Below are 19056 nucleotides of genomic sequence, written 5' to 3' on the forward strand. Positions count from 1 at the left end.
CGGATCAGCCCGGCAGGAGCGCCTCGATGGCCCTGATGAGGCGCGGTGACTCCGGCTCGGTGGTGGAATGGAAATAGTCCACCAGGCGGCCGTCGGGCCCCACCAGATACTTGTGGAAGTTCCACTTGGGCGCACCGGCCAGCCCAAAGCGTTCCCGCGCCCAACGGTAGAAGGGATGGGCCTGCTCGCCCCTGACGTGCACCTTCGCCGCCATGGGGAAGCTCACGCCGTAGTTCACCTGGCAGAAGTTGGCGATCGTCTCGCTGCTGCCGGGTTCCTGGCCCCCGAAGTCGTTGCTGGGCACCCCGATCACCACCAGGCCGCGCGCGCGGTATTTCTCGTAGAGGGCTTCCAGCCCCCGGTATTGCGGGGTGAAGCCGCACTCGGAGGCGGTGTTCACCACCAGCAGCACCTTGCCCCGGTACTGCGCCAGGGGCAGGGGCCTGTTGCCAATCAGGGTGGTGAAGCTGTAGTCGTAGGCACTGCCGCCCAACCCGTCGGCGGCGTGCGAGCCAAATGGCCAGATCATGACGGCTCCCAGCAGGATGGTTCGCAACAGCCATTGAAACATGGTTTGATCCCTCGGGCAGGACACCGCCCGCTCGGTGCGCAGGTGGGGTCTCCCCACCCCCTGACCACGTCTGCTCCCGGGCCAAAGCTTCCCGTCCTGCGCCCCGTGCACCAGAAAGCACATCCCCCTGGGGCGACCGGCTTCAGCGCGCTTCCATGTCCAGGGCCGTGTCGTAGCTGGGCTTGGCCTCGAGGAAGGTGGCGAGGCCAAAGGCGGCGGTGGGCTGCATGTGGATGCAAATCATGCGCACGTTGATGGCGCGACAGGCGCGTGCCAGGCTCTCCAGCCAGGCGTGGTGCAGCCGGTCGATCACGGGCACGTCCGCCAGGTCGTAGTAGAGGCGCTCGGCCTTGTGGGCCTGCAGCTCGGCGAGGAGGCGTTCCAGCACCGGGCCGGTGTCCGAGAGATCCAGGGCGCGACTGGGTTCGGCCAGCATGGCGCCGCCGCCCACGCGCGTGAGATGGATGCCACCCACGTTCATGCCGCGCGGCTCACATGCACGCCCAGCAGGCGGAAGGCTTCCTTCAACCCGTCGGACAGGGTGGCGCGGGTGGTGACATTGCCCAGGTCGATGTTGAGGCTGGTCATGGCGCGCGCGATCTCCGGGCGGATACCGGTGAGGATGGCAGTGGCCCCCATGAGCTGGATGGCCCGCACCATTTGGATCATGTGGTGGGAGACCTGGGAGTCCACCGTATGCACGCCGGTGACGTCCATCACCACCGCGCTTGCGCGTTCCTGGGCGATGCGGTTCAGGAGTGCTTCCATGATGAGCAGGGTGCGCGAGGAGTCCAGGGTGCCGATGATGGGCAGCGTCAGCACGCCATCCCAGATTTCCGTGATGGGCGTGGAAGTCTCGCGCAGCTCCCGCTGCTGGGCCTCGATGGTGCGTTCCTTCTCTTCCAGATAGGTCTGGAACACGGCCAGCAGCAGTTCGTTGAACACGCTGGAGAGCAGAAGCAGGATGGCGCGCATGTCCTCCGGCGCCACCTGCTCGTCCCGGCCCAGGGATTCGATGAAGCAGCGCTGCAGGAACTGCATGTAGCGCACGAAGTCTTCCATGCGTCCGCCCCGCGCCACGATCTGCTGGGAGATGTTGCCGAAGAAGGTCTTGAGCGCCCGGAACGCCGGCTGGTGGGAATCCAGCGGATCCTCCGTGTCCAGCAGCGTGACCATCAGTTCCAGAAACTGCACGCTGAGATCCGTGATCTCGTCGGTGGACAGGACGTTGGCCTCGCCGAATACGGCCTTGCCCTGTTCCTCGATGCGGTTGGATATGTGGCCCACCTGCAGCTTGAGCTGCTCGATCAGGGTGAGCTTGGCTTGGGTCGGGTTCTTGGCCATTTGCCGTCTCCTATGGAATGCGGGTGCGTCCGTCTAGTTGAGTCGCAGCACGCACACCGACTGGTCGTCGGTGAGCCGTGCCATGGAATTGCCCAGCACGTAGGCCACCAGCTGGGGATGCTGGCGGCACAGGCCAGGGAAGGTTTTCTCGTCCCAGCCGCGCCGGATGCCGTCGCTGGTGGAGACCAGCACCGCCCCGGCCTCCAGCGCGAGGTCCATTGGCCGGGGTGTCTTGTGTTCCCGTCCCAGCACGCCCGGCGCGAAGGCATAGTGCTGCACCTCGCCCTCGCGGCAGACGTGGGCGGCCATGTCACCCACCCCCAGCAGGGTAAGCCGGCGCCTGCGCGGCACGAGCTCCCAGGCGATGGCCACCGCGCCACGGCTGGTGGCACGCAGCTGGCGGTCCACCCGCTCCATGAGGCCGGTGAGGCTGTCCGCCTCTTCCACGTGGCGCGCCAGGTGGGCCGTGGCATGCGCCGCCTCCGCCCCATGCCCCAGCCCGTCCAGATGCAAAAGGCGCAGGCGCTCGCCGTCGTCGTGCAGATAGATGTGGTCACCGTTGTGGCGGTCGTCCGCCAGGGAACGCACGAACAGCCCCACCTCGCAGCGGCCCGGCGGCCGGGGCTCGGGCTCGAAACGGCACCACACCGCGGTGCCATGCCAGCGCTCCGCCCCGCCGGCGGGGCGCTGGGAAAACAGGCCGAAGCGGTCCGACAGGCGCTGCATGCTGCCAAGTCCCTTGCCCAGGGTGCCGGCCGTGGAGAAGCCGTCCCGCTGGGCGAGGGCGGGATTCTCCACGCCGGGACCGTAATCGAAGGAGACCAGATCCAGCGCGTTGCCCGGCTGCTGCCAGATCTGCAGCACCCCGCGCCCGTGGGCGTGCTTGATCAGGTTGGTCACCATCTCGGACGCCACCAGCACCATGTTCTCCCGGCGCGCCTCGGCAAACCCCAGCCGGCGCGCCACCGACTGCAGGCGCGAGCGCAGCAGAATGCCGGCGCTCTCGCTGGCGATGGCGTCGGAAAAGAGCAGCCGGCAGGCGCCGGAATCGAGCAGGGCCGGTGCCGTCACGGGACCGCCTCCTCGAGGGTGTACTCGCTGAAGGTGATGCGCCCGTCCGGCAGACAGGTGTCGGCGACGATGCGGCCCCGCCCGCGGTTCTTGGCCTCGTAGAGCGCCCGGTCGGCCCGGGCGATGAAATCCGTGAGGGAACCGGCGCAGGGTTCGTCCGCCGAAATGGCGGCCAGCCCCACGCTGATGCGCCCGTCCATGGCCCTGAGCAGGGTGTGGGCCCGACGCAGGGCAATGGCCTTGCCGCAGCGGTAGAGCAGGGCGAACTCGTCGCCGCCGAAGCGGAAGGCGGCGTCGGTGTCACTGCGAATCACCGACAGCATGGCCTGGGCCATCTTGCACAGATAGGCGTCGCCATACTGGTGGCCGTGTTCGTCGTTGATCTGCTTGAAGTGGTCCAGGTCACACAGCACCAGGGTGATCGCCTGGCCACTGGAGGCAGCTTGCATGAAGGCCTGGGCGATGCGCGCATCGTAGGCGCGGCGGTTGTAGAGGCCGGTGAGGGGATCGGTCTCCGCCTGGCGCAGCGAATCCGCGAGTTCCGCCTGGCGTTTTTCCAGCGCCGCCTGCATGCGCGCGAGCTCCCGCTCCGCCCGCGCCCGGGATTCCTCCAGGAAGCGCGCCATCTCGGCATTGCGCCGCAAAAGGAGGGCGGGATCCTCGATCTCGGTGGAACGCTGGAAATACTGGCGCAGTTCCGAGATGAGCGCCGGGCTGGGCGCCTGACTGAGGCGCGCGATGGTCAGGGACTCGGCGCCGTTCCAGGTCACCTTGAGCTCGCCCTGGTCCAGGCGCAGACTGGCGGGGAGGGGATAGCCCGTGCCCGCCCCCGCCGCGCGCAGCCGCTCGGCCAGCGCGATGCTCGCAGGCGTGGCGGCAAAGGCATTGCCGCCGAGGCGGGAAACCGCGCTCAGCACGAAGCCGATAAAATTCTGCAGATCCGGCTCGATGGCCAGGTTCTGCCGCAACAGCTCGGTGGCCATTCCTTGCACGACAGGGGTTTGCACGCCAACGTTATCGGGCCGCGTGAGGAAATCTTGAGGCGCTTGTCGGAAATCCGGAGGGAGAGGGGGCGCGATGGAACACGAACTCGAAAGCTGGCGGGAAGAAAAGCGCTCCGCCTATCTCTACCGGGTGGTGTCCGATGCCGAGTCCGGCACGCCCCGCCAGATTTTGTTCCTGGAGCTCGCCCGCGCGGCGGACGAACAGGCCGAGCTGTGGGCGCGGGAGATGCGCAAATCCGGGCACACGCCGCCTGCGCGCTACGTGCCGGACCTGCGCACCCGGCTGGTGGCCTGGCTGGTGAAGAAGCTGGGCCCGCGTTACCTGCGCGCGGTGCTCGCCGCCATGAAGGTGCGCGGCATGTCCCTCTACACCAAGGCGCCGGTGGGCCACGCCATGCCCACCGATGTCTCCCAGGTGGGGCGGCGGCACCAGGGCATGGGGGCCGGCAACAACCTGCGCGCGGCCGTGTTCGGCGTCAACGACGGGCTGGTATCCAATGCCAGTCTGATCCTGGGGGTGGCCGGGGCGGTCTCCCACAGCCCGGGGGAGGCCGGCATGATCGTCCTCTCGGGCATCGCCGGCCTGCTGGCCGGCGCCTTTTCCATGGCCGCGGGCGAGTATGTGAGCGTTCGCTCACAGCGGGAGATGTACGAGTACCAGATCGGCCTGGAACGCGCCGAGCTGGAACAGTATCCGCAAGAGGAAGCTGCGGAGCTGGCCCTCATCTTCGAACACAAGGGCATGGCCAAGGACGAGGCGAAGGCCCTGGCCGACAAGCTGATCGCCGATCCGGACCGGGCCCTGGACACCCTGGCGCGGGAAGAGCTGGGCCTGGACCCGGACGACCTGGGTTCGCCCCTCGCCGCGGCGGTGTTTTCCTTTCTTTCCTTCTCTGCCGGGGCGGCCCTGCCCCTGCTGCCCTTCGTGCTGTTCGACGCCGCGCGCGCCCTGCCGGTGGCAGTGGCTCTCACCGCCCTCGCCCTGTTCGGGGTGGGCGCGACCCTCTCCCTGTTCACGGGCCGCAACGCCTGGTTGGGGGGACTGCGCATGCTGGCCATCGGCGGTGCCGCCGGAGCGGGTACTTACATCATCGGAAAAGCGCTAGGGGTCACGCTCGGCTAGTCCTTAAGCTTATAGATGCGGACGGCGTTCCCGTAGGCTACCTTGGCTGCCAGATCGGGGGGCAGCTGCTCCAGCAGCTGTCTCGCCAGTTCGTGCGAGTCCTTCGGCCCCCGCTCCGGCGGCCAGCGGGGCGTGTAGAACATGTCGCTGTGAATGGTGAAGCGGTCGGGAAAGTCCTGGATCAGCTTGAGCCACTGGGGTTTCAGTTGGCCACCCTCGTCCAGCGGAATCGTCGGGCGCGGGCCGCGCTGGGCGACCAGCAGCGCCGAATAGAGATTGGGGTGGCGCTCCAGCAGCTGGCGCATGAGCAGCGGCGTGCGCTGGCCCAGCGGGTCGCGCCCGGCATGGGCCCAGTTGAAGCGCGCCTTGCGGTTGTGGGCGAGCAGGCGCTCGAAGGCCTGCAGATTTTCTTTCAGCTCTGGCGGGTTGTTGCGCCGCAGCATGGGCGGCGTGGGCATGTCCGCCGGAATCACGTCGAAGTGGAAATCGATCGGCACGTCCTTCTCCGCCGCGATGTCCGCCAGCAGCAGGAGCAGCGGGTGGTCCGGCGGCGCGGATTCGCTTGCATGGATGTCGCCCATGCCGACTGCGACCGCCAGATGTTCCGCGGTGACTTCGCCGAAGCCGAGGGCGCCGAGCGCGAGGATCTCGTCGCAGCGCCGGCGGAAGACGGTCTTCACCTCGTCGGTGACCTCGCCTGGGGCGTATTTCTGGATCATGCCGTTGAGTGAGCCGCCGCCGGCGAGGAAGCTGAAGCGGGTGGGGTGGTCCTTGATCGCGCGGGCAATCTCCTCCGCGTCGTAGGCCAGGGCCGCGCCGTGGGGCATGGGCGGCGGGACGATGAACATGCGGCGGATGCCCACCCGGTCCATCTCGTGCAGCATCGTTTCCAGGGTGCCGGCATAGTTGCGGTGCACCGGGTCGAACTGCGCCTGGGTGTCGATGTACTGCGGCGCTTCCGCATGTGCCGCGAACACGCTGCCCCAGAGCAGGGACGCGGCCACCGTCCGTGTCAGCGCCAGCGCCTTGCCCATTTCACACGTCACTGCGCGTCGGCCTGGCCGCGACCAGACGCTTCCAGCACACGCGCGAGAAACGCCGTGGTGGTCTTCAGGGCATCCGCCGTCGCTGCCGGGTTGCTGCCAACCATGACCGGTCCCAGGCCTGGGTTCCCCGTATAGAGGCGCGGCGGCATCGGCTTGTCGAAGGCGTGGTAGGTGTCGGGATAGACCTTGATGTCGAAGGAAGCGCTGCCGGCTTCCTGGCGTTTGGCCAGCTGCAGGCAGGCGGAAGCCGGATTCCATTCGTCCTTTTCGCCGACGAATACCTGGATCGGCGCATAGGGCGCGAAACGGTTGTCCATCTTGTCGCACTCGGGGTAGAACATCACGGCGCCGGCAAAGCCCGTGCCTGCCAGTTTGCGGTAGGGCGAAGCCTGGTTCATGGCCTGCAGGCTGCCCGTTGCGCCCCAGCTCACTAGGAAAATCCGGTCGGCCAGCACGTCGCTGCGACTGCGGAGGTAGGCGAGGCCGCCGAATGCGTCCTTCAAACGGGTCACGTTATCGATGGATCGGGTCTTGCCGGACTGACTGCAGATTTCCTTGAACCCGCGCGGGTTGAAACCATCGATCAGCAGCACCGTGATGCCCATCGCGTTCAGGTGGTGGGCCATTTTTCGATAGTTGGGATTGATCTGGCTGCCGTCCGGCGTCAGCAGGCCCTGACAGGCGGGCGCGAGAACGGCTCCGGGAGCTTTGCCCTCGCCGGAGGCCTTCAACAGATAGCCTTTGATCTTCACTGGCTTGGGGGAGAACACGCCAGTGGTTTCGAGACTGTCGAAGTCGATCGGTTCAAAGGCCCGCTGCGCCGACGGGGAGGGGTCGACTGCACCGGCCCCGTGGGCACCGAGCCCGAGAAACACGGCAAGAAGGAATGCGCGAAATGGTTTGCCGCTTGTCATGGCAGTGTCCCTCCTGTGAGCCAACCGCGATTGTTGTTGGCATTACGGTACCCGCACCGCCCGCGGCGGCAAGAGGCTAGCTGGGCCCCAGTTTGACCAGCTCAGTGTGACCGAAGCCCTGCGAATAGTCGAGCAGCGAGATCACGGTCGGCCGCACCCGCACGAAGGCGATGGCCGGGTCCGAAGCCGGGAACTCCCCCATGTCCGGAAACTTGGCGGCCAGGATGTGCCAGGCGGCTTCCCGCTCGCCGCCCCGCAGGATGCGCGCATGGCCGCCCAGGTTCAGGCCGCGGATCCTGCGCCAGTCCCGGTATTCCCGGTTGATGGCGGCGGCGACCTTGTCGCAGCGGCGGATGTTTTTCACCTTCTGGCTGGTACGGTCGCAGGAGAAGTAGAGATCGAAGCCGTCGTTGGCGTAGCCGACAGTGGTGACCTGGGGAAAACCGTCGGGCCGGATGGTCGCCAGGGCCATGTAGCGGTGGCGGCGCAGCACATCGAGGATGAACTTCTGCTGGCGCGGCTCCATCAACATTGCTCCCAGGGCAGGCCTTCGAAGCGCCAGCCGTTGAGCCTGCCCCGCTGGTGCTCCTCGTTGAGGTCGCCCTCGAACCCGTGTTCCACGTTGTACACCTTGGTGAACCCGGCTTCCTCCAGGGCCTTGCCCGCATCGCGGGAGCGGTTGCCGCTGCGGCAGATGAGCACCACCGGCCGGTCCACCGAGGTGGCCCGCTTGACGTGGGCGACGAACTCGGGGTTGCGCTCCCAGTTGGGCCCGTCCACCCAGGGGATGAGCAGCGCGCCCTTGGGGTGCCCCACGAACAGGTATTCCCACTCGCTGCGCACGTCGATGAACACCGCCTCCGGATGGGTGCGCAGGAACTCGTAGGCTTCCCGGGGTTTCAGGTGCTTCATGGACCCAGTATAGGCAGCGGCGGGCCAGCCGGCCAAACCGCCGCCGGCAAGGCCGGTGTGTTACCATAACACGCTTTTTTTTCAAGCGTTTTTTATGTCCGTCGACCGCATCGCCCGCCTGCCGGAGCTTCTCGCCCAGCGCATCCTGGTCCTGGATGGTGCCATGGGCACCATGATCCAGACCTTCAGGCTCACGGAGGCCGACTACCGGGGCAGCCGCTTTGCCGACTGGCCCCAGGATCTCAAGGGCAACAACGATCTGCTGGTGCTCACCCAACCCGAGGTGATCCGGGGCATCCACGCCGCCTACCTGGAGGCGGGGGCGGACATCATCGAGACCAACACCTTCAACGCCACCCGCATCGCCATGGCCGACTACGGCATGGAATCGCTGGTGCACGAGATCAATCTGGCGGCGGCACGCCTGGCGCGCGCGGTGGCCGACGAGTACGAGGCGAAGGATCCGGCCAAACCCCGTTTCGTCGCCGGCGTGCTGGGCCCCACCAACCGCACCGCGACCATTTCTCCCGACGTGAACGATCCGGGCCTGCGCAACGTCACCTTCGACGAGCTGGTGGCGGCCTATGGCGAGGCCGTGGACGGGCTGGTCCAGGGCGGCGTGGACCTGATCCTGATCGAGACCATTTTCGACACCCTCAACGCCAAGGCGGCGGTGTTCGCGGTGCAGGCATATTTCGACCGCATCGGACGCCGGCTGCCCATCATGATTTCCGGCACCATCACCGACGAATCCGGACGCACCCTCACCGGCCAGACCGCAGAGGCCTTCTGGAACAGCCTGCGCCACGCCGAACCCCTGTCCGTGGGCTTCAACTGTGCCCTGGGCGCGGACAAGCTGCGCCCCTACGTGGAGGAGATCGCCCGCAAGGCGGATGTCTATGTCTCGGCCCACCCCAACGCCGGCCTGCCCAATCCCCTCTCGGAAACCGGCTATGACGAGACGCCGGAGCACCTGGCGGCGGAAATCCGCGCCTGGGCCCGGGATGGCATCCTCAACATCGTGGGCGGCTGCTGCGGCACCACGCCCGCCCACATCCGGGCCGTGGCGGAAGCCGTGGCGGACCTGGCGCCGCGGCGCATCCCCGAAATCCCCCGTTGTCTGCGTCTGTCCGGACTGGAGGCGCTCAACGTGTGCGAGGGTTCCCTGTTCGTGAACGTGGGCGAGCGCACCAACGTCACCGGCTCGCGCATGTTCGCCCGCCTCATCCTCAACGGTGAATACGACAAGGCCCTGGACGTGGCGCGGCAGCAGGTGGAAAACGGCGCCCAGATCATCGACGTCAACATGGACGAGGCGATGCTGGATTCCGAGACGGCCATGGTGAAGTTCCTCAACCTGGTGGCCTCGGAGCCGGATATCGCGCGGGTGCCCGTCATGATCGACTCCTCCAAATGGAGCGTGATCGAGGCGGGACTCAAGTGCATCCAGGGCAAGGGTATCGTCAATTCCATTTCCCTCAAGGAAGGCGAGGCGGAATTCCTGGAACGGGCACGGCTTGCCCGCCGCTATGGCGCGGCGGTGGTGGTGATGGCCTTCGACGAACAGGGTCAGGCGGACAGCTTCCAGCGCAAGATCGACATCTGTGCCCGTTCCTACCGGCTGCTCACCCAGGATGGCTTCCCCCCCGAGGACATCATCTTCGATCCCAACATCTTCGCGGTGGCCACCGGCATCGAGGCGCACAACAACTACGCCGTGGATTTCATCGAGGCCACCCGCTGGATCAAGCAGAACCTGCCCTATGCCAAGGTGAGCGGCGGCGTCTCCAACGTCTCCTTCTCCTTCCGCGGCAACGAGCCGGTGCGCGAGGCCATCCATACCTGCTTCCTCTACCACGCCATCCGCGCCGGCATGGACATGGGCATCGTCAATGCCGGCCAGCTCGGCGTCTATGAGGAAATCGATCCGGAACTGCGGGAGCGCGTCGAGGACGTGCTGCTCAACCGCCGCCCGGACGCCACCGAGCGGCTGGTGGAATTCGCGGAACGCTACAAGGGCCAGAGCCGGGAACAGGTGGAAGATCTCGCCTGGCGTCAGTGGCCGGTGGAGGAGCGCCTCACCCACGCCCTGGTGAAGGGCATTACCACCTATATCATCGAGGACACGGAAGAAGCCCGGCAGAAATTCGAGCGGCCCATCCAGGTCATCGAGGGCCCCCTGATGGCGGGCATGAACGTGGTGGGCGACCTGTTCGGTTCCGGCAAGATGTTCCTGCCCCAGGTGGTGAAATCGGCGCGGGTGATGAAACAGGCCGTGGCCCACCTGGTGCCCTACATCGAGGCGGAAAAGGCCGCCAGCGGCGACACGCGCACCAAGGGCAAGATCGTGCTGGCCACCGTCAAGGGGGACGTCCACGACATTGGCAAGAACATCGTGGGGGTGGTGCTCGCCTGCAACAACTACGAGGTGGTGGACCTGGGGGTGATGGTCCCTGCCTCGAAGATCCTCGACACGGCCCGGGAAGTGAATGCGGACATCATCGGCCTGTCCGGCCTGATCACCCCCTCCCTGGAGGAAATGGCCTTCGTCGCCAGGGAGATGGAGCGCCAGGGCTTCACCGTTCCCCTGCTCATCGGCGGCGCCACCACTTCCCTTGCCCACACGGCGGTGAAGATTGCACCCCAGTACAGCGGGCCGGTGGTGTACGTGAAGGATGCCTCCCGTTCCGTGGGGGTCTGCACCAGCCTGCTGTCGGACGACCAGCGTGCCGAGTACATCGCCAAGGTGCGTGCCGACTACGACCAGGTGCGGGCGCGGCACCTCGCCAAGGGTGAGCGCGCCCGCCTCATTCCCCTGGAGGCCGCGCGGGCCAATGCCTTTCCCACGGACTGGGCGCACTACACGCCGCCCGTGCCACGCCGGCTGGGGGTGCAGACGTTCCGCGACTATCCCCTGGAGGAAATCGCGCGCTACATCGACTGGACGCCCTTTTTCCAGACCTGGGACCTGCACGGCCGCTTTCCCGGGATCCTCGATGACGAGGTGGTGGGGGCGGAAGCGCGCAAGGTCTATCAGGATGCCCAGGGCATGCTCGCCGGCATCATCCGCGAGAAGTGGCTCACCGCCAACGCGGTGATCGGTCTCTTCCCCGCCAATGCCGTGGGTGACGACATCGAGATCTACACCGACGAGACCCGCACCCAAGTCGCCATGGTGTATCACACGCTGCGCCAGCAGCAGGAGAAGCCCTCGGACCGGCATCACTACGCGCTGGCGGATTTCATCGCGCCCAAGGCCACGGGGGTGCGCGACTACATCGGCGCCTTCGTGGTCACCGCCGGCATCGGCATCGAAAGGAAACTGGCCGAGTTCGAGGCACGCCACGACGACTACCAGGCCATCATGCTCAAGGCCCTGGCGGACCGGCTGGCGGAAGCCTTCGCCGAACTGATGCACGCGCGGGTGCGCCGGGAATTCTGGGCGTATGCGCCGGACGAAGCCCTTTCCAACGAGGAACTCATCGCCGAGAAATACCGGGGCATCCGCCCCGCGCCGGGCTATCCCGCCTGCCCCGACCACACGGAAAAGGGCCCGCTGTTTGAGCTGCTGCACGCACCGGAGAACGCGGGGGTCACCCTCACGGAAAGCTATGCCATGTGGCCCGCCGCGGCCGTCTCCGGTTTCTATTTCTCCCACCCCCGGGCACACTATTTCGCCGTGGGCAAGATCGGCCGCGACCAGCTGGAAGATTACGCCCGGCGCAAGGGCTGGGACATGGAAACCGCGCAGCGCTGGCTCGCGCCCCTGCTCTAGGCGCGCAGCCGCCGGCTGCTCCCCGGCACCCAGGCGTGTTACCCACGCGGCCTACCCCGGCGCGACCGCCGAGGTCGCGCCGGCCCAGGGGGACGTACCCAGCCAGTGGTTTAGCGCCTCGAGGGGCATGGGGCGCGCCATGTAATAACCCTGGGAACGGTCACAGCCGAGCCGGCCCAGCAGCTCCCACACCCGGGCGTTTTCCACGCCTTCCGCGGTCACCGTGAGCCCCAGGTTGTGGGCGAGGTCTATGGTGGAGCGCACGATCACGGCATCGCTTTCGTTGTTCTCCATGTCCAGCACGAAGGACTTGTCGATCTTGAGTTCGTCCACCGGCAGACGCTTGAGATAGGCCAGGGACGAGTAGCCGGTGCCGAAGTCGTCGATGGCCAGCTCCACGCCCATGCGGTCCAGTTCCGTGAGGATGGCGAGACTGTCGGCGGGGCTGGCCATGACCGCACTTTCCGTGATTTCCAGCATCAGGTGTTCCGGCGCCATGCCGGTACGGGCAAGCAAAGCCTCGATGGCTGCCGGCAACCCCAGGTCGTGCAGACTGCGGGCGGACAGGTTGACCGCCACGTGCAGCCGGTGGCCCTGACGGTGCAGCCGGGCCAGGTCGCGCAGCGCCTGCTCCAGCACCCATTCGGTGAGGGCGCCGATGAGGCCCGCCTGCTCGGCCAGGGGCACGAACTGGTCCGGGCCCAGAAAGCCCTTCGTTCGGTGGTTCCAGCGCACCAGGGCCTCGAGGCCCACCACACGCCCGGTGCGGTGCTCGATCTTGGGCTGGTAATGCAGCACCAGCTCGTCGTTGCGCAGGGCCTCGCGCAGTTCGCCCTTGAAGGAGAGATCCCCCCGGGTCATGCGCGACTGGTCGGGCGCAAACAGGGTCCAGCCCCGGCCCGAGCGCTTGGCCGCGTACATGGCAATGTCGGCACAGCGGATCAGGCTGCTGGCATCCTCGCCATGGTCGGGATAGAGGGCGATGCCCAGGCTCGCCCCCAGGTCGATGCGGTTGCCCTGCCACAGGAAGGGCGCATCCAGCGCGGCCAGGATCTTTTTCGCCACGGTGGCCGCACTCTTCTCCGTGAGCCCGTGCAGGAGGAGCACGTACTCGTCCCCGCCGAGCCGGGCCACCGTGTCTTCGCCGCGCACTGTCTCGGCCAGCCGGCGCGCCACCTCCCGCAGCAGTTCGTCCCCCACCTCATGCCTGAGGGTGTCGTTCACCTCCTTGAAGCGGTCCAGATCCAGCAGCACGACGCCAAAGGAAAAGCCATGGCGGTGCGCGTGGGCGATTTCCGTTTGCAGACGGTTCTGCAGCAGACAGCGGTTGGCAAGCCCCGTGAGGGGATCGTAGAGCGCCTGGCGCGCCAGAAGGCCCGCCTGGCGCGCGACCCGGCGGCTGACCAAGGCGGCAATGGCAAGGCCCAGCAGCACCGCCGCCGTCCCCAGCGCCAGGAGCATGTTGCGCACCGAGGCGTAGGAGGCCTGGGCCTCGCGCAGTGCGAGCGCGGTCTGTTCCCGCTGCAGTTGAATGAGCGCATTGACCTCCCGCGCAATGGCCCGCTGGCGCGGCATGGCCACATTCCGGATCTGTTCGAACACCGCCTCCGGATCATTCATGAAGATGCCCATGTCCACCACTTTCTCCACCTCCGGCTGGGCTTCGCGGGTCAGTTCCCGGATACGGGCGAGAATGAGCTGCTCGGCCGGACTCAGGGGCATGGCCTCGAGTTTCGCCCGCGCGTTCATGTAAATGACCCCCTGGGCGTGGAAATACTGGGCCAGGGCATCCTTGTCGAAAGTATCGGAGATGATGGGGATGGCGTGCATGGCCAGCGCCCGCTCGCGCAGGGCATTGTGCATGGTGGTGGCGAGCTCGGTCTTGACGTTGTGGTTGTTGGCGATGCGCGCCAGCCGGTCATTCGCCTCCTGCATCCCCCGGAGGGCAAGCCAAGTGAGGGCCCCCAGCAGGCAAAGCACGACGACAAAGCCGGCTACAATACGGCTGCCGATGCCCTGCCTGGGGTCATCCCCGCCATGGGGGGCCGTCCCCCTGTCTGTGTCCCGGACCATGGCCCTGTTTACGGCAGGGCCAATCTTGACTTGAGGTCAGCATGTCATCCCTTCCCCGTGCGCTGCTCGTCACCCTCCCCGGCTGTCCCCATTGTCCCGGCGTGAAGCGCGCCCTGGAGAAGCTGCGGGAGGAGGGCCTGATCGGCACGCTGGAAGTGGTGGATGCCGCCGGCCAGCCGGAACGGGCCCAGGCCCTGGGCGTGCGCAGCGTGCCCTGGCTGAAACTGGGGCCGTTCCGTTTCGAGGGACAGCTGACACCGGACGAACTCCGGCGCTGGGCGCGCGAAGCCGCCGATCCCGGGGGACTGCGCCGCTATTTCGTGGAAATGCTCAAAACCGGCCGCCGGGACAAGGTGGAAGCCAGCATCCGCGAGGAGCCCGCCCGCGCCGCCCTGCTCGCCGCCCTGGTGACCGACCCGGAAGCCGCCATGGCCGTCCGCCTGGGCATTGGCGCGGTGCTGGAAGAATTCCAGGGCACGGACTTCACCCGGGCCATGGTCGCCCCCCTGGTGGCCGCCCTGCCCGGGGCCCAGCCCCGGGACCGGGCCGACATCGCCCATTTTCTGTCTTTGATCGGCGGCCCCGAGGCCCGGGCGGCCCTCGCCCGCCTGGTGGACGACCCGGATCCCGAGGTGCGCGAGATCGCCCGGGAGGCGACGGGCGGCCCCTGATCCCCGGCTGCTTTGGGCTACCATCAGGGGCGTACCATCAGAAAAATCTTCGCTTCCCATGCCCTTTGAGGTCCGGTTACTGCCCAGCGGCCACGTGTTCGAAGTGGCCGGCCACGATACCCTGCTGGAAGCGGCGCTGCGCGCCGGGGTGGCCATCAATTACGGCTGCAGCAGCGGCAACTGCGGCCTGTGCCGTGCCCGCCTGGTGTCGGGACAGGTGGAACGCGTCCGCCATCACGATTACGTGTTCCCGGAAGCGGAAAAGAACCAGGGCTGGCTGCTCATGTGTGCCCATACGGCGGCCAGCGACGTGGTCCTGGAAGCCGGGGTGGCGACCGGCGCCGCCGAGATCCAGTTCCAGGAAATCGTCGCCCGGGTGAAAGCCATCACCCCCCTCACGGACAAGGTGCGGCTTTTGCACCTGCAAACGCCCCGCAGCCAGCGGCTGCGCTTCCTGGCCGGGCAAAGCGTGGCCCTCACGGTGGGAGAGGATGCCGGGGTATATGCCATCGCCAGCTGTCCCTGCGACGACCGCAACCTGCAGTTCCACGTGCGTGCCGTCCCGGGCGACCGCTTCGCCGCCCGGGTGTTCGGCGACATGAAGGTGGGCGACAACGTGACCGTCTATGGGCCGGTGGGGGATTTCGTGCTGCGCCAGGACGCCCGCCGCCCCCTGCTGTTCATCGCCTGCAACAGCGGCTTCGCGCCCATCAAGAGCCTACTGGAGCACGCCGCCTCCCTGGAATGGGAAGCCCCCCTCCACCTCTACTGGCTGGCCACCGTGCCGGGGGGTCACTACCTCTCCAACTGGTGCCGCGCCTGGGAAGATGCCCTGGACCAGTTCCACTACCGGGAACTGACCGCCGACAACCTGCAGGAACCCAACCCGGATCAGGTGCTGAACGCCATCCTCGCCGAGCACCCCGACCTGGCCCCGTTCCAGGCCTACGTGGCAGGCCCCCAGGGCTTCGCCTCGCGGGCCTGTGCGCGCCTGATGGAACACGGTCTGCCACCGGCGCAGCTGGCGGCTGCGGTGGTCTGAGCCGTTGGCCCCGCTGCTTCAGGACTGGGCGGTGAGCTTGAAGTAGAGCGCTTCTTCCAGGGCATCCCGCGCCAGGGCGTAATCCGGCTGCAGTTCCACCGCCCGGGAAAAGGCCCGGGCGGCATCGGCGAACCGCTGCTGGGCCATGAAGGCCAGCCCCAGCTGGAAATAGAGCTCGGCATTGCCCGGGCACAGGCCGATGGCCTCATTGAAGCAGTGCACCGCCACATCGGGCGAGCCCACCGCATAGCAGATGAGCCCCAGGTTGACCCAGGAGGCATAGAAATCCGGCTTGAGGGTGATCGCCCGCTGGTAGCACAGGGCGGCTTCCTGGATCTGCCCCAGATTCTGCAGGGCAACCCCCAGGCCGTAATGGGCGGAGGCAAACAGGGGATCCGTCGCGAGGGCACGGCGGAACAGCTCGGCCGCCTCCTCGAACCGGCCGGCGTCGTTGAGCAGCATGCCCAGGTTGTTCTGCGCCTCGGGGAAGCGCGGCCGCAGGGCCAGGGCCGCGCGGTATTCGGACATGGCGCGCTCCGTTTTGCCCTGGGCGGCGAAGGCACGCGCCAGGTTGTAGCGGGCGATGGCCAGCCGCTTGTCGTCCCGGCTGCGGGCGGCCAGGAGCACGTCCACGGCGGACTGGAAGGCTTCCTGGGCGGCATGGTGCTGGCCGGCCTCCATGAGCCGGTTGCCCTCGTCCACCAGGGCGGCAACGGACAGGGCGTTTTGCTGGTTGGCGCGCAGGACGGCCTGGGCGGAGCGGGAATTTTTCTTCATGTTCCCATTTACGGCAGGCGCGGCAAAATATTGAGGGCCCACCGACCCGGGGTTGAATTTTCCCGGCGGCATACCATCTAAGGAGCAGCGAAGCAGATTGCTTCAAGGAGGTAGCAGATGATGAATTTGGTGTTCGCCAACGATCAATACCAGGTGCTGGAATACCCCGAGCTGAACGGGTTCGAGCTCCTGAACACCCGGCTTGGCACGGGCGTGTTCCTGAGTGGGGAAATGGCGCGCGTGTTCCGCCAGTCCATCGAGGGGCTGCGCAACAGCAACCCCACGGAAGAAGACGTGGAAGGCGTGATCGGCAATTTCGACGCCCTGATGACCCACCGCCTGATCTACCACTGATTCCCTCCCACTGATCCCGTTCCGGCCCCGGCCCCCGGGGCTTTGTTTTTTCGGCCGGCCCGGCGCTTGACGATCGCGCCCGCCCGGGTGCTATCATGGCCGACCGCCCCGGCGGGGCGGATCGCCATTTTCTGGAGTGCCTGGAGAGCCCCTGCATGAAGCTGGAATACAATTACCGGATCGGCCCGGCCGGGATCGAGTTCTCCCTGGTGGAGGATCTCGACGATGGCATCGAGGTGCAAGGCACGCCGGAACAGCGCATGACGGTCCAGCGCTATGTCATGCTGGCCTGGCAGGAGGCCATCAACCACACCTTCACGCCGGAGCAGATCCGGGAACTGATGGCCACCCCGGAAGGCCAGCGGCAGTTGCAGGAGGGCGCGGAAGGCTATCTGGCCAAACTGCTGGAAAACTTTCCGCCGGAGCTGGACCGGCGCAAGACGCCGGACCGGCGCGACTGGTCCAAACGCCCCCGCGACGGCTCCACCGACCGCCGGCGCAGCCGCCGCAACGCCGGCGCCTGATTTCTCTTTGCGGCTGGCTGCGCGCCCGGGACGGCGCGCGCCCAACCGACTATAATCCGCGCTGTTTTTTCTTTCGTCCCCATGCCCAGCCCCTCGGCCCAAACCAGCTCCGTAGGCATCGTCACGCCCCAGACGGCGCAGTTCGACACGCCCATCGCCCTGCGCAGCGGGGCGGTGATCCCGCGCTATCAGCTGGTCTATGAAACCTACGGCGAGCTCAATGCCCAGCGCTCCAACGCGGTTCTGATCTGCCACGCCCTCTCGGGCAACCATCACGTGGCCGGCCGCTACACGGCGCACGACAAGTATCCGGGGTGGTGGGACAACATGGTGGGACCGGGCAAGCCCATCGACACCAACCGCTTCTTCGTCATCGGCGTCAACAACCTGGGCGGCTGCCACGGTTCCACCGGACCCTCCAGCATCGACCCGGAAACCGGCAAGCCCTGGGGATCGCGCTTTCCCGTGGTGACCGTGGACGACTGGGTGGAGACCCAGGCACGCCTGGCGGACCGGCTGGGCATCGAACAGTTCGCCGCCGTGGTGGGTGGCAGTCTCGGCGGCATGCAGGCGCTGCAGTGGAGCATCACCTATCCCGAGCGTCTGCGTCACTGCCTGGTGATCGCCGCCGCACCCAAGCTCACCGCCCAGAACATCGCCTTCAACGACGTGGCCCGCCAGGCCATCCTGAGCGATCCCGATTTCCATGGCGGCGATTACTACGCCTATGGCGTCACCCCCAGGCGCGGCCTGCGCCTTGCGCGCATGCTGGGCCACATCACCTATCTGTCCGACGACGTGATGGGCACCAAGTTCGGCCGCATCCTGCGTTCCGGCACTTTCCAGTTCGGCTACGACGTGGAGTTCGAGATCGAGTCCTACCTGCGCTACCAGGGGGACAAGTTCGCCGCCAGCTTCGATGCCAACACCTATCTGCTGATGACCAAGGCGCTGGACTACTTCGATCCCACCCACCACTACGAAAGCGGCCACCTGTCCGAAGCCCTGGCGCCGGCGAAGGCCAACTTTCTGGTGATCTCCTTCACCAGCGACTGGCGCTTCGCGCCCGAGCGCTCCCGGGAAATCGTCAAGGCACTGCTGGACAACGAACGCAACGTGACCTACGCGGAGGTGAAATCCCGCCACGGCCACGACGCCTTCCTCATGGTGGATCCCTATTACCACGAGGTGGTGCGCACCTACATGGGCAACATCACCCTATGAACACCAGCGTGCGTCCCGACTTCGAGGCCATCGGCGCCTGGGTGCACCCCGGCGCCAAGGTGCTGGATCTGGGCTGCGGCGACGGCAGCCTGCTCAAGTACCTGCGCGAGAGCCGCAATGCCTTCGGCTACGGCGTGGAGATCGCCGACGAAAAGATCGCAGCCTGCGTGCGCAACGGTGTCAATGCCATCCAGAGCGACCTGGAAAGCGGGCTGTCCACCTTCGCCTCCCATTCCTTCGACTACGTGATCCTGTCCCAGACCCTGCAGGCCATGCACCACACGGAGGACATCATCCGCGAGATGCTGCGCGTGGGCCGCGAAGCCATCGTCAGCTTCCCCAATTTCGGCCACCTGGGTCACCGCCTGCAGGTGCTGGCCGGCCGCATGCCGGTCTCCCGCGAGCTGCCCTACCAGTGGTACGACACCCCCAACGTCCACCTGTGCACCCTCAAGGACTTCGAAGATTTTTGCGCCACCCATGGCGTGGAAATCCTGGAACGGCTGGTGCTGCACCGCGGCCGCCGGGTAAGGCTGCTGCCCAATCTGCTGGGCAGTCTGGCGGTATACCGGCTCAAGGCGCGGTCGTGAAAGCCGGCTATATTGACAGGGTGAATCACACCCGGAGGAGA

The 19056-nt window shown here is 66.8% G+C and carries 19 protein-coding genes; 8 read left to right on the plus strand and 11 right to left on the minus strand.

The features are described from left to right. Positions 1-4 precede the first annotated feature (4 nt). The 5 genes from ACZ42P_RS08395 to ACZ42P_RS08415 form a co-directional block, all read right to left on the minus strand. Positions 5-571: a glutathione peroxidase gene (locus tag ACZ42P_RS08395; protein ID WP_464897102.1), complete on the minus strand. Its 567-nt coding sequence runs from the start codon at positions 569-571 to the stop codon at positions 5-7. Positions 572-713: 142 nt separating this feature from the next. After that, positions 714-1052 carry a hypothetical protein gene (locus ACZ42P_RS08400; RefSeq protein ID WP_464897103.1) on the minus strand — a complete coding sequence of 113 codons (339 nt, stop codon included), beginning with the start codon at positions 1050-1052 and terminating at the stop codon, positions 714-716. Then, the gene (locus tag ACZ42P_RS08405; RefSeq protein ID WP_464897104.1) at positions 1049-1915 is read right to left on the minus strand and encodes an STAS domain-containing protein; all 867 of its coding nucleotides are present in this window, start codon (positions 1913-1915) and stop codon (positions 1049-1051) included. Before ACZ42P_RS08405 ends, ACZ42P_RS08400 begins: the two co-directional genes overlap by 4 nt. 33 nt (positions 1916-1948) lie before the next feature. Then, positions 1949-2986, minus strand: a complete 1038-nt coding sequence (locus tag ACZ42P_RS08410) for an ATP-binding protein (protein WP_464897105.1) — start codon at positions 2984-2986, stop codon at positions 1949-1951. Next, entirely contained in the window at positions 2983-3993 is a 1011-nt protein-coding gene (locus ACZ42P_RS08415) for a GGDEF domain-containing protein (protein ID WP_464897106.1), read from the minus strand. The genes ACZ42P_RS08410 and ACZ42P_RS08415 overlap by 4 nt, the downstream gene beginning before the upstream one ends. A 70-nt stretch (positions 3994-4063) precedes the next feature. Between ACZ42P_RS08415 and ACZ42P_RS08420 the strand changes: the two genes are divergently transcribed. Beyond that, positions 4064-5113 (plus strand): VIT1/CCC1 transporter family protein, encoded by a 1050-nt coding sequence (locus tag ACZ42P_RS08420; RefSeq protein WP_464897107.1) that lies wholly within the window; start codon positions 4064-4066, stop codon positions 5111-5113. Here the strand turns inward: ACZ42P_RS08420 and ACZ42P_RS08425 are convergent. The 4 genes from ACZ42P_RS08425 to ACZ42P_RS08440 all read right to left on the minus strand — a co-directional run bounded on the left by ACZ42P_RS08425 (position 5110) and on the right by ACZ42P_RS08440 (position 7985). Continuing rightward, positions 5110-6147 carry an amidohydrolase family protein gene (locus ACZ42P_RS08425; protein ID WP_464897108.1) on the minus strand — a complete coding sequence of 346 codons (1038 nt, stop codon included), beginning with the start codon at positions 6145-6147 and terminating at the stop codon, positions 5110-5112. The two genes, ACZ42P_RS08420 and ACZ42P_RS08425, sit on opposite strands and share 4 nt — an antisense overlap. A gap of 8 nt (positions 6148-6155) precedes the next feature. Further along, complete coding sequence (locus tag ACZ42P_RS08430) at positions 6156-7073, minus strand: dienelactone hydrolase family protein (protein ID WP_464897109.1); 918 nt, start codon at positions 7071-7073, stop codon at positions 6156-6158. 76 nt (positions 7074-7149) lie between these two features. Next, positions 7150-7599: a pyridoxamine 5'-phosphate oxidase family protein gene (locus ACZ42P_RS08435; protein WP_464897110.1), complete on the minus strand. Its 450-nt coding sequence runs from the start codon at positions 7597-7599 to the stop codon at positions 7150-7152. Then, positions 7599-7985: a rhodanese-like domain-containing protein gene (locus ACZ42P_RS08440; protein ID WP_464897111.1), complete on the minus strand. Its 387-nt coding sequence runs from the start codon at positions 7983-7985 to the stop codon at positions 7599-7601. The genes ACZ42P_RS08435 and ACZ42P_RS08440 overlap by 1 nt, the downstream gene beginning before the upstream one ends. A 94-nt stretch (positions 7986-8079) precedes the next feature. Between ACZ42P_RS08440 and metH the strand changes: the two genes are divergently transcribed. Next, positions 8080-11760 (plus strand): methionine synthase, encoded by a 3681-nt coding sequence (metH, locus tag ACZ42P_RS08445; RefSeq protein ID WP_464897112.1) that lies wholly within the window; start codon positions 8080-8082, stop codon positions 11758-11760. Between the two features lie 51 nt (positions 11761-11811). On the opposite strand, the gene ACZ42P_RS08450 is transcribed toward metH, so the two are convergent. Further along, positions 11812-13833: a putative bifunctional diguanylate cyclase/phosphodiesterase gene (locus ACZ42P_RS08450; protein ID WP_464897113.1), complete on the minus strand. Its 2022-nt coding sequence runs from the start codon at positions 13831-13833 to the stop codon at positions 11812-11814. A 41-nt stretch (positions 13834-13874) separates the two neighbouring features. On the opposite strand from ACZ42P_RS08450, the gene ACZ42P_RS08455 reads away from it, so the two are divergent. Continuing rightward, entirely contained in the window at positions 13875-14504 is a 630-nt protein-coding gene (locus ACZ42P_RS08455) for a thioredoxin family protein (RefSeq protein ID WP_464897114.1), read from the plus strand. 58 nt (positions 14505-14562) lie between these two features. Beyond that, entirely contained in the window at positions 14563-15546 is a 984-nt protein-coding gene (locus tag ACZ42P_RS08460) for a 2Fe-2S iron-sulfur cluster-binding protein (protein WP_464897115.1), read from the plus strand. 18 nt (positions 15547-15564) lie between these two features. Here ACZ42P_RS08460 and ACZ42P_RS08465 read toward each other — a convergent pair whose 3' ends face one another. Then, positions 15565-16323, minus strand: a complete 759-nt coding sequence (locus tag ACZ42P_RS08465) for a tetratricopeptide repeat protein (RefSeq protein ID WP_464897116.1) — start codon at positions 16321-16323, stop codon at positions 15565-15567. A 117-nt stretch (positions 16324-16440) separates the two neighbouring features. On the opposite strand from ACZ42P_RS08465, the gene ACZ42P_RS08470 reads away from it, so the two are divergent. The 4 genes from ACZ42P_RS08470 (at position 16441) to metW (ending at position 19015) form a co-directional block, all read left to right on the plus strand. After that, positions 16441-16677: a DUF3567 family protein gene (locus ACZ42P_RS08470; protein WP_347307694.1), complete on the plus strand. Its 237-nt coding sequence runs from the start codon at positions 16441-16443 to the stop codon at positions 16675-16677. 155 nt (positions 16678-16832) lie between these two features. Continuing rightward, positions 16833-17201 carry a hypothetical protein gene (locus ACZ42P_RS08475; protein ID WP_464897117.1) on the plus strand — a complete coding sequence of 123 codons (369 nt, stop codon included), beginning with the start codon at positions 16833-16835 and terminating at the stop codon, positions 17199-17201. 81 nt (positions 17202-17282) lie between these two features. After that, positions 17283-18425 (plus strand): homoserine O-succinyltransferase MetX, encoded by a 1143-nt coding sequence (gene metX / locus ACZ42P_RS08480; RefSeq protein ID WP_464897118.1) that lies wholly within the window; start codon positions 17283-17285, stop codon positions 18423-18425. After that, on the plus strand, positions 18422-19015 hold the full coding sequence (gene metW, locus ACZ42P_RS08485; protein WP_464897119.1) for a methionine biosynthesis protein MetW: 594 nt from the start codon (positions 18422-18424) through the stop codon (positions 19013-19015). Before metX ends, metW begins: the two co-directional genes overlap by 4 nt. Positions 19016-19056: the final 41 nt, after the last annotated feature.

This window comes from Thiobacter subterraneus (assembly GCF_055379455.1).

Bases quoted from the DNA above. Each gene is read 5' to 3' on its own strand.
- ACZ42P_RS08395 (WP_464897102.1), bottom strand. From the start codon at position 571: ATGTTTCAATGGCTGTTGCGAACCATCCTGCTGGGAGCCGTCATGATC.
- ACZ42P_RS08400 (WP_464897103.1), bottom strand. From the start codon at position 1,052: ATGAACGTGGGTGGCATCCATCTCACGCGCGTGGGCGGCGGCGCCATG.
- ACZ42P_RS08405 (WP_464897104.1), bottom strand. From the start codon at position 1,915: ATGGCCAAGAACCCGACCCAAGCCAAGCTCACCCTGATCGAGCAGCTC.
- ACZ42P_RS08420 (WP_464897107.1), top strand. From the start codon at position 4,064: ATGGAACACGAACTCGAAAGCTGGCGGGAAGAAAAGCGCTCCGCCTAT.
- ACZ42P_RS08425 (WP_464897108.1), bottom strand. From the start codon at position 6,147: ATGGGCAAGGCGCTGGCGCTGACACGGACGGTGGCCGCGTCCCTGCTC.
- ACZ42P_RS08430 (WP_464897109.1), bottom strand. From the start codon at position 7,073: ATGACAAGCGGCAAACCATTTCGCGCATTCCTTCTTGCCGTGTTTCTC.
- ACZ42P_RS08435 (WP_464897110.1), bottom strand. From the start codon at position 7,599: ATGGAGCCGCGCCAGCAGAAGTTCATCCTCGATGTGCTGCGCCGCCAC.
- ACZ42P_RS08440 (WP_464897111.1), bottom strand. From the start codon at position 7,985: ATGAAGCACCTGAAACCCCGGGAAGCCTACGAGTTCCTGCGCACCCAT.
- metH (WP_464897112.1), top strand. From the start codon at position 8,080: ATGTCCGTCGACCGCATCGCCCGCCTGCCGGAGCTTCTCGCCCAGCGC.
- ACZ42P_RS08450 (WP_464897113.1), bottom strand. From the start codon at position 13,833: ATGGTCCGGGACACAGACAGGGGGACGGCCCCCCATGGCGGGGATGAC.
- ACZ42P_RS08455 (WP_464897114.1), top strand. From the start codon at position 13,875: ATGTCATCCCTTCCCCGTGCGCTGCTCGTCACCCTCCCCGGCTGTCCC.
- ACZ42P_RS08460 (WP_464897115.1), top strand. From the start codon at position 14,563: ATGCCCTTTGAGGTCCGGTTACTGCCCAGCGGCCACGTGTTCGAAGTG.
- ACZ42P_RS08465 (WP_464897116.1), bottom strand. From the start codon at position 16,323: ATGAAGAAAAATTCCCGCTCCGCCCAGGCCGTCCTGCGCGCCAACCAG.
- ACZ42P_RS08470 (WP_347307694.1), top strand. From the start codon at position 16,441: ATGATGAATTTGGTGTTCGCCAACGATCAATACCAGGTGCTGGAATAC.
- ACZ42P_RS08475 (WP_464897117.1), top strand. From the start codon at position 16,833: ATGAAGCTGGAATACAATTACCGGATCGGCCCGGCCGGGATCGAGTTC.
- metX (WP_464897118.1), top strand. From the start codon at position 17,283: ATGCCCAGCCCCTCGGCCCAAACCAGCTCCGTAGGCATCGTCACGCCC.
- metW (WP_464897119.1), top strand. From the start codon at position 18,422: ATGAACACCAGCGTGCGTCCCGACTTCGAGGCCATCGGCGCCTGGGTG.